The following is an 11789-nucleotide window of genomic DNA, read 5'->3' on the forward strand; positions in this document are numbered from 1 at the left end:
AGCGCGGCATAGGACGCACGCATTGCTGAGACCGCTGCCGTCTCCGCTCCAATCACCCCAGCGCGGTCCGCGGCACCGACCGGACGGACGGCCGACCGACGGGCGGATCAGTCCTCGGCGACCGCGTTCTCCGCGAGGATCGCCCTGAGCCGGGTGGTGCGCGGCTGCGCCGGGCGCTCGGCGACGGCCTGGGCGAGCGCCGGGCCCGCCGCGTGGACCACCGACAGGTGCCGCTCGCCGCGCCCGAAGGCCGTGTAGACCCACTGCCGGGAGAGCGCCGCCCCGGCGTCCTCCGGGACCACGACCACTGCGGCGGGCCAGCGGCGGCCCAGCGCCTGGTGGACGGTCAGCGCCCAGCCGTGCCGCAGCCGGCCGGCCTCCGCGGGCGGGACGGTCCGGCGCGAGCCGTCCGGGAACTCCAGGTGCAGTCCGGCCGCGTCGCCGTCCAGCACCCGGGCCGGGCGGGTGACCCCGGGGGCGGGGGACTCCACCACCCGGTCGCCCGGGTCGAAGCCGCCGAACCGGCCGGGGCCGGGGTTCAGCCGGGCCTTCGCGGCCGCGTTCAGCGCATGGGTGCCGGCCGGGCCGCCGTGGCCCGGGGTGAGCAGCACCACCTGCTCGGCGGGGATGCCGAGCGCGCGCGGGATGGAGTCGGTGAGCAGCTGGACGGCGCGGTGGACGGCCTCGCCGCCGTCCTTGGCGGCCAGGATGACCACCTCCTTCTCCGGCGCCTCGACCGGCTGCAGCTCGCCGACGCCGACCCCGGACACCAGCTCGCCGATCGGGCCGAAGTCGGGGGTGCGGGAGGCGACCGCCGGGCAGGCCTTGGCGGCCAGCAGGTCGGCGAAGAACCGGCCGGGGCCGGCCGACCAGAGCTGGCCCGGATCCCCGCTGAGCACCAGCCGGGTGCCGTCGGCGAGCGACTCCAGGACGGTGGCGGCCAGTTCGACGTCCAGCAGCGGCGCGTCCAGCAGGACCAGGAGGTCCAGCGCGAGCGTGCCGTCGGCGGCGCGGCTGGGGCCGGCCGTACCGGACAGCAGCTCGGCGAGGGTCACCACCGGCGTCGCGGCGGGGGAGAGGGCGTCGAAGGAGTCCCGGCCCTGGTCGGTCCAGGTGGCGGCCCAGGCCCGCAGCCCGAGCCCCGTCGCGGCGGCGAGCAGTGCGGCCGGCTCGGCCCTAGCCGCGTCGCCACCGGTGTGCAGCACCAGGGCGCTCCCGGCGACGGCCCGGATCAGGGCGGTCGAGGAGGAGGACGGCGCGGCTTCGGCGGCGGCCTCCCAGGCGGCGGGGCCGGGAGCGGCGGGTGCGGGAGCAGCGGGTTCGGGTTCGGCGGACTCCCCGGAGCTCGCCTCCGGGGACGGCTCCCCGGCATCCGGCTCCTCGCCCTCCTCCTCCCCGTCGTCCTCGCCCGGCACGAAGGTGGCCATCAGCTGGAGCAGCTTCTCGGCGAGGCTGTCCTCCGCCATCGCCGGACCCTCCAGGGCGAGCAGCATCCGGGTCGGCGGCTCGGCCTCCTCCTCGTCGCTGTTCGCCGCCGGGGCGCCGGGTCCGGTCAGTTCCTCCTGGAACGACAGCAACCGCCCCTCGGCGACGGCCTCCGCGATCGCGGCGAGCGGGTCCGGGACCCGGAGCCGTTCCAGTCCGGCGACCACGTCCTTCGCGTCCTGGGCCGAGTGCCCGCGCAGCGCCGCCTGCTCCAGCAGCCAGACCACCAGGGCCCGGGCGCGCCGCTCGTCGTCCGGTCCGACCGAGGTGCCGAGCAGGCCGCGGGCGAAGTGGTCCGCGTGCTCGGGGCGCACACCTGCGAGCCCGAGGACCGCCCACGGGTCCTCGCGCAGCTGCTCCGCGGCCCCCTCGCCGAGCGCGGCCACCGCGGCGGCGGCCAGGTCGGCGGGGGCGCCACCGGCGGTCAGCACCGCGGTGGTCTCCCGGAGCGCGTCCGCGCTCGGTGCGGCGGCCCGCATCGGCGCGGCGACCGGGGGAGCGGCCGGCCGGGCGGCCGGCGGGGCCACCGGGGCGGCCGCGGCCGGTTCAGCCGCCGAGGGAGCAGCCGTCGCCTCATCGACACCCGGCTCGGAAGCCACCGGCGCGGCCCCCTCGGCTCCGGACGCCTCGGCCCCGGACCCCTCGGCCTCCGAAGCCCCCGAAGCTCCCGAAGCCGTCGGAGCCTTCGGAGCGGAAGGCCCGAGCCGGTGGGCCCCCGGCCGTGCCTCCTGCTGCTCGATCCGGCGCATCCGCGCCACGATGTCCGCGATCGTCGCCTGGTCGGGCGCGGCCGCGGCCGCAGCCCCCTCCGGAGCGCCGTTGCCCGTGCCACTCATCGTCGTCCGCTCCAAAGCTCACTCCACTGCACGTTCTGCACTGCTCGTTCTGTACCGCGTCGTTCTGTACCGCTTGTTCTGTACCGCGTCGTTCTGCACCGCACGTTCTGCTCGACCGCCCGGCGCCAGGGCTACAGCTCCGTCCACCCCTGGTCCGGGTAGCGGTGCACCGGCGACGAGATGTCGTCCAGCGCGCCGCGGATCTCACCCGGAAGCGTAAGCGCCTCCACTGACAGCGCCGCCTGGAGCTGCGCCACGGTGCGCGCCCCGATCAGCGCGCTCGCCACCCCGGGCCGGTCCCGGACCCAGGCCAGCGCGACCGCGAGCGGACTGCTGGCGAGCCCGTCGGCGGCCGTGGCGACGGCGTCGACGATCCGCCGGGAGCGCTCCCCGAGGTAGGGCTGGACGAACCCGGACAGGTAGGGCGAGGCGCCGCGCGAGTCCTGCGGGACGCCGTGCCGGTACTTGCCGGTGAGCACCCCGCGGCCGAGCGGCGAGCCCGCCAGGATGCCGACCCCGGCGTCGAGGGCGGCGGGCAGCGCCTCGCGCTCGATGCCGCGCTGGAGCAGCGAGTACTCCACCTGGGCGCCGGCCAGCGGCATCCGGTCGTGGTGGGCGCGCTGCCAGGTGGCGGCCTTGGCGAGCTGCCAGCCGCTGAAGTCGCAGACGGCGGCGTAGCGGGCGCGGCCGGAGGAGACGGCGATGTCGAGGGCGCTGAGGGTCTCCTCCAGGGGCGTGGTCGGGTCGAAGGCGTGGACCTGCCACAGGTCGACGTAGTCGGTGCCGAGCCGGTGCAGCGAGGCGTCGAGGGCGGCGAGCAGGTGGCCGCGGGAGCCGTCGAAGCGGCGGGCGGACTCGGGGACGCTGCCCGCCTTGGTGGCGATGACGAGTTCGGAGCGGGGGACGAGGCTGTCGGTGAGGCGGGAGATCAGGTACTCGGCCCCGCCGTCGGCGTACACGTCGGCGGTGTCGACCAGGTTGCCGCCGGCGTCGACGAACTCCTTGAGCTGCTCGGCGGCTTCGTGCTCGTCGGTGTCGCGGCCCCAGGTCATGGTGCCGAGACCGAGGCGGGAGACCTGTAGGCCGGTACGGCCGAGGTGACGCTTTTCCATCGGACGGGCCCTCCACTGGCCGGTGGCACCGGTGGCCCGGTAGCCCCGGTGAACGCGCAGGTGGGGAGAGCGCTCCCCACGTCGGCTGAGCGTAGCGGCCGGTCCCCGGGCAGGGGTGCCGACCCGCAGAACGATCAATGCGGCGGGTGTGACCCAGACCACCACTACCCGTCAGTAGCATGACCTGGCCGGACGCGGTTACGCTCGCCGGCAAGGCCCGCCCGACGTGCTGGCACGCCCCGCCCGACCGGCCACGACGCCCGCCCGACTGGCCACCGGGCCCACCCGACTGGAAGGTTCGGCACATGCGACTCGGCATCAACCTCGGCTACTGGGGACTCGGCATGGACGCCGACAACATCGCGGTGGCCCAGGAGGCGGACCGGCTCGGCTACTCGGTCTGCTGGGCGGCGGAGGCGTACGGCTCGGACGCCGCGACGGTGCTGAGCTTCGTCGCCGCGAAGACCGAGCGGATCGACGTCGGTTCGGCCATCTTCCAGATCCCGGCCCGTACCCCGGCGATGACCGCGATGACCGCCGCGACCCTGGACACCCTCTCCGGCGGCCGCTTCCGGCTCGGCCTCGGCGTCTCCGGCCCGCAGGTCTCCGAGGGCTGGTACGGCGTGAAGTTCGACAAGCCGCTCGCCCGCACCCGGGAGTACGTGGAGATCATCCGCAAGGCGATGTCCCGCGAGCGCCTGGTGCACGAGGGGGCGAACTGGACCCTGCCGCTGCCCGGCGGCCCGGGCAAGCCGATCAAGCTGACCGTGCACCCGGTGCGCGAGCAGATCCCGCTGTACATCGCCGCGATCGGCCCGAAGAACCTGGAGCAGACCGGCGAGATCGCCGACGGCTGGCTCGGCATCTTCTTCGCCCCCGAGCACGCCGCGCTCTCGCTGGACCCGTTGAAGGCCGGGCGCGCCAAGGCCGGCAAGTCCCTGGAGGGCTTCGACCTCTGCCCGACCGTCACCCTCGCGGTCGGCGAGGACATCAAGGCCGGGGTCGACTCCCAGCGTTCCTACGCCGCCCTGTACATCGGCGGCATGGGCAGCAAGGAGAAGAACTTCTACAACCAGCTGACCCGGCGCATGGGGTACGAGCAGGCCGCCGACGAGATCCAGGAGAAGTACCTGGCCAAGGACTACGCGGGCGCCGCGGCCGCCGTCCCGCACGACCTGATCGACGCCACCTCGCTGATCGGCGACACCGCCCGGATCGCCGACCGGATGCAGGCCTACGCCGACGCCGGCGTCACCACGCTGACCCTGGCCCCCGCCGGCTTCACCCTCGACGAGCGGATCCAGGCGCTGCGCACCGGCGTGGAGGCGCTGGAGCGGGCCGGACTCGCCTGATCCGCCGGAGGGGTCCGAGCGGCACTACAGCCAGTCGTGCCGCTTGAACACCCGGTGCAGCACCACGCAGACCAGCGCCATCAGCGACAGCACCGCCGGGTAGCCCCAGGGCTGGTGGAGCTCGGGCATGTCGTCGAAGTTCATCCCGTACACGCCCGCGATCATGGTCGGTACGGCGGCCAGCGCCGCCCAGGCCGAGATCTTCCGCATGTCGTTGTTCTGCTGCACGCTCACCTGGGCCAGGTTGGCGCCGAGGATGTCGGACAGCAGCCGGTCCATGCCCTCCACCTGGTCGTTCACCCGGGCCAGGTGGTCGGCGACGTCCCGCAGGTAGGGGGCGGTCTCCGGCTGGACGAAGGGGGCGCCGCGCTCCAGCCGCAGCATCGGTTCCAGCAGCGGGGCGACGGCCCGGCGGACGGTCATCACCTGGCGCTTGTAGCCGTAGATCCGCCCGGCGGTGTCGCGGCCGACCCGGCCGGGGGCGAAGACGTCCGCCTCCAGTTCGTCCAGGTCGGCCTGGAGCGCGGTGGCCACCTCGACGTAGCCGTCCACCACGGTGTCGCAGACCGAGTGCAGCACCGAGCTGGGCCCGTAGCGCAGCAGTTCGGGTTGCCGTTCGAGCCGGGCCCGAAGGCCGCTGAGCGGGGTGTCCTCGCCGTGCCGGACGGTCATCACGAAGTCAGGGCCGAGGAAGACCATCACCTCGCCGCTGGTGACGGTACGGGTGTCGGGGTGGTGGCCGAGGGTCTTGAGGGTGACGAACAGCGAGCCCTGGTAGGCCTCGACCTTGGGGCGCTGGTGGGCGCTGACGGCGTCCTCGACGGCCAGCGGGTGCAGCGCGAACTCCTTGCCGACCCGGTCGAGTTCCTCGGTCGTCGGTTCGAACAGGCCCATCCAGACGAACGCTCCCGGGCCGGCCGCGCGCGCGGTGGCGAGCGAGTCGGTCAGGTCCTCGGAGGTCCCGAGCCGGCGGCCGTCCCGGTACGCGGCGCAGTGCACGATCATGCGGGCCATTGTCCCCCGGACCGCACTCCACGGCGGGGTCCGGAGGCCGTAGGCTGAGCCCCATGCCCACCCTGTTGCTCGTCCGTCACGGCCGCTCGACCGCGAACACCGCCGGGATCCTGGCCGGTTGGACCCCCGGCGTGGACCTGGACGACACCGGGCGCGCCCAGGCCGCCGCGCTGGCCGGGCGGCTGGCCGGGATCCCGCTGGCGCTCGCCGTCAGCAGCCCGCTGGAGCGCTGCCGGCAGACCCTGGAGCCGCTGCTCGCCGCCCGCCCCGAACTGGGCGCGCCGACCGAGGACGAGCGGCTGGGGGAGTGCCACTACGGCGAGTGGACCGGCCGCCCGCTGGCGGAGCTGGCCAAGGAGCCGCTCTGGCGCACCGTGCAGGACCACCCCTCCGCCGCGGCCTTCCCGGGCGGCGAGTCGCTGCGCGCGCTGAGCCACCGTACGGTCGACGCCGTCCGCGAGTGGAACGCGAGGATCGCCGACGAGCACGGCGAGGACGCGGTCTGGATCGCCTGCTCGCACGGGGACGTGATCAAGGCGGTGGTGGCCGACGCGCTCGGCCTGCACCTGGACCACTTCCAGCGGATCAGCGTCGAGCCCTGCTCGGTCACCGCGATCCGCTACACCCCGCAGCGGCCCTTCGTGCTCAGAACGGGCGACACCGGCGACCTCGCCTCGCTGGCGCCCCGGCCCTCCGCCGCCCCGGCCACCCCGGCGGGTGACGCGGTGGTCGGCGGCACGGCCTGAGCGGCGCCGCCCGCCCCGCGCACCCGGCCCGCCCCACGCGCCCCGTCCGAACGGTGCGCGACACCGCCCGGGCCCGCGGGTGCCACCCCGTCCGCGGCCCCCGGCTCGGCTCCCCGACCGGGGCCCGGAGGTCGTAGGGTGACTGGTGAGTGCCCCGTAGTCCGACCACCCGCCCAGGTGGACAACCCCGCGATCCCGCTTGGCGGATCCGCACCGACCGACACGATCCGGAGCTAGAGCGTGCCCCGTCAGGTCTTCTTCTACGACCAGCCCGAACGGTTCGTGGCCGGCACCGTCGGCCAGCCCGGCGCCCGGGCGTTCTACCTGCAGGCCAGCGCCCGGGGCCGGATCACCAGCGTGCTGCTGGAGAAGACCCAGGTCGCCGCGCTCGCCGAGCGCATCGAGGAGGTCCTGGACGAGGCGCTGCGACGCAGCGGGGGCGACTCCGCCATCCCGGCCGCCGCGCCCCAGGACCTGCTCGACACCGCCCCGCTGGACCTCCCGCTGGAGCAGGAGTTCCGGGTCGGCACCATGGCCCTGGCCTGGGACAGCGTGGACGCCTGCCTGGTGGTCGAGGCCCAGGCGCTGGTGGAGGAGGACGAGGAGGAGGACGGCGAGGAGGCCGCCCTCCAGGACGACGAGAACGGCCCGGACATGCTGCGGGTGCGGCTGTCCGGCGCGATGGCCCGGGTGTTCGCCAAGCGCGCGCTGGACCTGGTCGCGGCCGGCCGCAAGCCCTGCCCGTTCTGCAACCTGCCGCTGGACCCGGAGGGCCACCTGTGCCCGCGCGCGAACGGCTACCGGCGCTGAACACCGAGACCCCGCCGCAGGCCGACCCGGCGGCGGCCGCCGCCCTCGCCGCCGACGTGCCCACCGCCCTGGCGCTGCTGCGCCGGGGCGGGCTGACCGTGCACGGCCGGCTCACCGAGGCCTCCAACGCCGCGCTGTACTGCACCGTCGAGCACGACGGGCTGAGCGCCCAGGCCGTCTACAAGCCGGTGGCGGGCGAGCGCCCGCTGTGGGACTTCCCGGACGGCACCCTGGCCGGCCGCGAGCTCGCCGCGTACGAGCTGTCCGCGGCGACCGGCTGGGAGCTGATCCCGCCGACCGTGCTGCGCGACGGCCCGCACGGGCCGGGCATGGTGCAGCTGTGGGTCGAGCCCGACCCGGAGGCCGAGCCGCTGCTGGCGCTGCAGGACCCGGCCGGCCCGGAGGAGGGCTGGCTGCCGATCGTCCGGGCCGAGGTCGAGGGCGGCCGCACCGCGCTGCTGGTGCACCACGACGACCGGCGGCTGCGCCGGCTCGCGGTGCTGGACGCGGTGCTCAACAACGCCGACCGCAAGGGCGGCCACCTGATCCCGGCCGCCGACGGCCGGGTGTACGGCATCGACCACGGCGTCACCTTCAACACCGAGGGCAAGCTGCGCACCCTGCTCTGGGGCTGGGCGGGCGACCCGCTGCCCGCCGAGGCGCTGGAGGTGCTGGCCGGGCTGGCCGAGCAGTTGGAGGGGGCGTTGGCCGAGCGGCTGGCGCCGCACCTGACCGCCGCCGAACTGGACGCCACCCGCGCCCGGGTGGCCGGGTTGCTCGGTTCGGGCAAGCACCCGCTGCCCTCCGAGGACTGGCCCGCGATCCCCTGGCCGCCGGTGTAGCGCTGGTTCCGTCGGCGTAGCGGGGGTTGCGCCGGGTGGAGCGGGGGTTCCGCCGGGGTTACCGGCCGGTGGTCTGGACCTGTCACCGGAACAGGTCGCACACTGCTCCGATGGACGTGCGACGGACCACCCCCACCCCCCGCCCCGCGCCGGACCTGCCGTTGCACCGCCTGCAGGTCCCACTGCCCCACGTGCTGCCCTTCGCGATCGGAAGTTTCGACGCGATCGGCCCGCTCTCCCGTGCCAACTTCCCCCACCGGCACTCGTTCCACGAGATCGTCATGGTCACCGGCGGCCACGGCGCCCACGTCCTGGACCTGGTCCACCGGGCGCTGGCGCCACCGCAGTTGTGCGTGATCACGCCCGGCCAGGTGCACCACTGGGCGGACGCCGAGGAGCTCACCGGCCGGGTCGTCCTGTTCAACGAGGACTTCCTGCTGGGGCACCCCCAGGACCTCGCCGCGCTGCGCGCGCTGGCCGCCCGCCCCGGCATCGCGCTCGGCGAACAGGCCGGCCCCATCGCCCGGTTGCTCGCCGACATGGAGCAGGAGTACCGGACCAGGGCGCCCGGCTACCAGGGCGTGCTGCGGGCCAGCCTGCACATCCTGATCGTCCGGGCGCTGCGCGCCTGCACCCCGGACGACCGGCCCGCGGTGCCCACCCGGCCGGCCGAACTGGCGGCCGCCTTCACCCGGTTGATCGCCAAGCCGGGCGGGGTGCGGCACTCGGTGGCCTCCACCGCCCAGGAGCTCGGGGTCTCCCCGGGGCACCTGCAGACCCTGGTCAAGCAGGCCACCGGCCGCACCCCGGGCGGACTGATCCGCCGGCAGCAGACCCTGGAGGCCAAACGGCTGCTCGCCTGCACCGATCTGACGATCCGCCAGGTCGCCAAGGAGGCCGGTTTCGCGGACCCGGCGTACTTCTGCCGCTTCTTCCGGCGGGAGACCGGGATGACCCCGGGGGAGTTCCGGGGCAGGGTCGACGGAAATCACCACGATCCCCGGATCATGTCCATCGCCGTCGCACCGGACGGTCCGTAACGTTCCTACTGGCCACCGGCGGCCGGGCCAGCGCGCGGACGGCGGCCGGTTCGGCCCTTGTCATGCCCCCACCATGGCAAGGGCCGCCCCCACCTCCCCCCCACGAAGGATCCACCGGAAGGAGACGGCGCATGCCCCCGTCCGACGGCATGATCAGCCGCAAGACCGTCCTGAAGGCCGCCGCCGCGCTCGGGGCCGCACCGCTGCTCGTCGGCGGCGGGGTCGCCCTGGCCCGCGACAAGGTCGGTGCCGGCCGCATCCCCGGCCTGACCCCCGAGTGCCACGACGGGGACGACCCGACCGTCGAGCAGATCGAGGGCCCGTACTTCAAGCCCAACTCCCCGCTGCGCAGCTCGATGGTGAACGACGGCCCGGGCACCCGGCTGACCGTCAGCGGCTACGTCTTCGGCCGCGCCTGCCGGCCCGTCCCCGGCGTCCTGCTGGACTTCTGGCAGGCCGACGACGGCGGGAACTACGACAACGTCGGCTACACCTTCCGCGGCCACCAGTTCACCGACGCCAACGGCGCGTACAAGCTGGACACCGTCGTCCCGGGCCTCTACCCGGGCCGCACCCGGCACCTGCACGTCAAGCTCCAGGCCCCCGGCCGGCCGATCCTGACCACCCAGCTGTACTTCCCGGGCGAGCCGCGCAACAACACCGACACCATCTACGACGCCCGGCTGCTGATGAACGTCCAGCAGAACGGATCCGGCGAGAACGCCACCTTCGACTTCGTGCTGGACGTGCCGCAGACCCCGGGCACGCCGAGCCCGACGGCCACCGCCACCCCGACCGGAACCCCGACGGCCACCCCGACCGGCGGGCCCACCACACCGCCGAGCGGCAGCTGGGCGGCCGGCCGGGCGTACAACGCGGGCGACCGCGTCACCTACTCCGGTGCCTCCTACGTCTGCCTCCAGGCGCACACCGCCCTGGTGGGCTGGGAGCCGCCGAACGTGCCGGCCCTCTGGCAGCGGTCGTAGCGGCTCCGGCCGCTCCTCCGAGGAGCCGGGCGCCCGGTCGGCGGCAGGGCCGACCGGGCGCTCACCCGTGTCCGGAAACGATCGGACCGAATCACCGGTCCGAAAGGGAACGCGCCGGACCAGTCGCAGGGTGACCGGGCAACGACAGGAAGCTAATCCAGTCGATCTTCGTTACTGGTTAGGCTTTCAAATGTTCTCAAGGTTAAGGTCGATCCCATGCATGCCTGGCCCGCCTCCGAGGTTCCCGCCCTGCCTGGTCAGGGGCTCCCCCTCCACATCTTCGACACCGCAGCGGGCACGGTCCGCGAGGTCGTGCCGCAGGACGGCACCGCCCGGATCTACGTCTGCGGCATCACCCCCTACGACGCGACCCACATGGGCCACGCCGCCACCTACAACGCCTTCGACCTGGTGCAGCGGGTCTGGAGGGACGCCGGCCACGACGTCCTCTACGTCCAGAACGTGACCGACGTGGACGACCCGCTGCTCCAGCGCGCCGTCGAGACCGGCCAGGACTGGGTGGCCCTCGCCGAGCGCGAGACCGCCCTGTTCCGCGAGGACATGACGGCCCTGCGGCTGCTCCCGCCGGCCCACTACGTGGGCGCCGTCGAGTCGATCCCGTGGATCGTCCCGATCGTCCAGAAGCTGCTGGCCTCCGGCGCCGCCTACCGGGTCGACGGGGACATCTACTACTCGGTCGACGCCGACCCGCACTTCGGCGAGGTCTCCGGGCTCACCCGCGAGGCCATGCGCCCGGTCTTCGCCGAGCGCGGCGGCGACCCGGACCGCGCCGGCAAGCGCAACCCGCTGGACGCCCTGCTCTGGCTGGCCGCCCGCCCGGGCGAGCCCGCCTGGGACACCGAGCTCGGCCACGGCCGCCCCGGCTGGCACATCGAGTGCGTGGCCATCGCCCTGCAGTACCTGGGCATGGGCTTCGACATCCAGGGCGGCGGCAGCGACCTGTCCTTCCCGCACCACGAGATGGGCGCCGCGCACGCCCACAGCGCCACCGGCTCCCACCCGTACGCCAAGGCGTACGTGCACGCCGGGATGGTCGGGCTGGACGGCCAGAAGATGTCCAAGTCCCGCGGCAACCTGGTCTTCGTCTCGGCCCTGCGCCGCGAGGGCGTCGACCCGGCGGCGATCCGCCTGGCGCTGCTCTCCCACCAGTACCGCGAGGACTGGGAGTGGACCAAGGCCGTCCTGGACGAGGCCGTCGAGCGCCTCGCCCGCTGGCGGGCCGCCGTCTCCCGGCCGGACGGCCCGGCCGCCGAGCAGCTGCTCGCCGAGGTCCGCACCGCGCTGGCGAACGACCTGGACGCGCCCGCCGCGCTGGCCGCCGTCGACCGGTGGGCCGCGCAGCAGGAGACCGAGGGCGGCACCGACATCGGCGCCCCCGGCCTGGTGAGCCGCACCGTGGACGCCCTGCTCGGCGTCGCGCTGTGAGGCCGACGCCTTGAGAACGGGGTATGGGGCCGGGCGGGGGGGGTTGCCCGGCCGGCGGGCCGGGGGGGCCGGCGCCGGGGCGGGCGCGCGGGGCGCGGCCGCGGCGTCTGTCGGGCCCCG

At 74.8% G+C, this 11789-nt stretch carries 10 protein-coding genes; 7 read left to right on the plus strand and 3 right to left on the minus strand.

All coding sequences use genetic code 11. The annotated features are described in order from the left end of the window. Nucleotides 1-107: 107 nt before the first annotated feature. Entirely contained in the window at nucleotides 108-2321 is a 2214-nt protein-coding gene (locus ACFWXO_RS16800; protein ID WP_380524692.1) for a helix-hairpin-helix domain-containing protein, read from the minus strand. Nucleotides 2322-2452: 131 nt separating this feature from the next. Next, nucleotides 2453-3433, minus strand: coding sequence for an aldo/keto reductase (locus tag ACFWXO_RS16805; RefSeq protein WP_375897027.1), 981 nt, complete (start codon nucleotides 3431-3433; stop codon nucleotides 2453-2455). Nucleotides 3434-3738: 305 nt separating this feature from the next. Between ACFWXO_RS16805 and ACFWXO_RS16810 the strand changes: the two genes are divergently transcribed. Next, nucleotides 3739-4785 (plus strand): LLM class F420-dependent oxidoreductase, encoded by a 1047-nt coding sequence (locus tag ACFWXO_RS16810; protein ID WP_380524693.1) that lies wholly within the window; start codon nucleotides 3739-3741, stop codon nucleotides 4783-4785. Nucleotides 4786-4809: 24 nt separating this feature from the next. Here the strand turns inward: ACFWXO_RS16810 and ACFWXO_RS16815 are convergent, their stop codons facing one another. Further along, nucleotides 4810-5799 carry a magnesium and cobalt transport protein CorA gene (locus ACFWXO_RS16815; protein ID WP_375897022.1) on the minus strand — a complete coding sequence of 330 codons (990 nt, stop codon included), beginning with the start codon at nucleotides 5797-5799 and terminating at the stop codon, nucleotides 4810-4812. A gap of 53 nt (nucleotides 5800-5852) precedes the next feature. On the opposite strand from ACFWXO_RS16815, the gene ACFWXO_RS16820 reads away from it, so the two are divergent. The 6 genes from ACFWXO_RS16820 (at nucleotide 5853) to mshC (ending at nucleotide 11669) form a co-directional block, all read left to right on the plus strand. Then, complete coding sequence (locus ACFWXO_RS16820) at nucleotides 5853-6545, plus strand: histidine phosphatase family protein (RefSeq protein ID WP_380524694.1); 693 nt, start codon at nucleotides 5853-5855, stop codon at nucleotides 6543-6545. 240 nt (nucleotides 6546-6785) lie between these two features. Beyond that, on the plus strand, nucleotides 6786-7355 hold the full coding sequence (locus ACFWXO_RS16825) for a DUF3090 domain-containing protein (RefSeq protein WP_375897016.1): 570 nt from the start codon (nucleotides 6786-6788) through the stop codon (nucleotides 7353-7355). A 56-nt stretch (nucleotides 7356-7411) separates the two neighbouring features. Continuing rightward, a complete protein-coding gene (locus tag ACFWXO_RS16830; RefSeq protein ID WP_375897030.1) occupies nucleotides 7412-8197 on the plus strand; it encodes an SCO1664 family protein in 786 nt (261 codons plus the stop codon). Nucleotides 8198-8307: 110 nt separating this feature from the next. Then, nucleotides 8308-9237, plus strand: a complete 930-nt coding sequence (locus tag ACFWXO_RS16835; RefSeq protein WP_375897013.1) for an AraC family transcriptional regulator — start codon at nucleotides 8308-8310, stop codon at nucleotides 9235-9237. Between the two features lie 62 nt (nucleotides 9238-9299). Beyond that, a complete protein-coding gene (locus ACFWXO_RS16840; RefSeq protein WP_380524695.1) occupies nucleotides 9300-10223 on the plus strand; it encodes a carbohydrate-binding protein in 924 nt (307 codons plus the stop codon). Nucleotides 10224-10439: 216 nt separating this feature from the next. Then, nucleotides 10440-11669, plus strand: a complete 1230-nt coding sequence (gene mshC, locus ACFWXO_RS16845; protein WP_375897008.1) for a cysteine--1-D-myo-inosityl 2-amino-2-deoxy-alpha-D-glucopyranoside ligase — start codon at nucleotides 10440-10442, stop codon at nucleotides 11667-11669. The last annotated feature ends 120 nt before the right edge of the window (nucleotides 11670-11789 follow it).

Source organism: Kitasatospora sp. NPDC059088 (assembly GCF_042738155.1).
Taxonomy (GTDB): domain Bacteria; phylum Actinomycetota; class Actinomycetes; order Streptomycetales; family Streptomycetaceae; genus Kitasatospora.

Bases quoted from the DNA above. Each gene is read 5' to 3' on its own strand.
- ACFWXO_RS16800 (WP_380524692.1), bottom strand. From the start codon at position 2,321: ATGAGTGGCACGGGCAACGGCGCTCCGGAGGGGGCTGCGGCCGCGGCC.
- ACFWXO_RS16805 (WP_375897027.1), bottom strand. From the start codon at position 3,433: ATGGAAAAGCGTCACCTCGGCCGTACCGGCCTACAGGTCTCCCGCCTC.
- ACFWXO_RS16810 (WP_380524693.1), top strand. From the start codon at position 3,739: ATGCGACTCGGCATCAACCTCGGCTACTGGGGACTCGGCATGGACGCC.
- ACFWXO_RS16815 (WP_375897022.1), bottom strand. From the start codon at position 5,799: ATGGCCCGCATGATCGTGCACTGCGCCGCGTACCGGGACGGCCGCCGG.
- ACFWXO_RS16820 (WP_380524694.1), top strand. From the start codon at position 5,853: ATGCCCACCCTGTTGCTCGTCCGTCACGGCCGCTCGACCGCGAACACC.
- ACFWXO_RS16835 (WP_375897013.1), top strand. From the start codon at position 8,308: ATGGACGTGCGACGGACCACCCCCACCCCCCGCCCCGCGCCGGACCTG.
- ACFWXO_RS16840 (WP_380524695.1), top strand. From the start codon at position 9,300: ATGCCCCCACCATGGCAAGGGCCGCCCCCACCTCCCCCCCACGAAGGA.
- mshC (WP_375897008.1), top strand. From the start codon at position 10,440: ATGCATGCCTGGCCCGCCTCCGAGGTTCCCGCCCTGCCTGGTCAGGGG.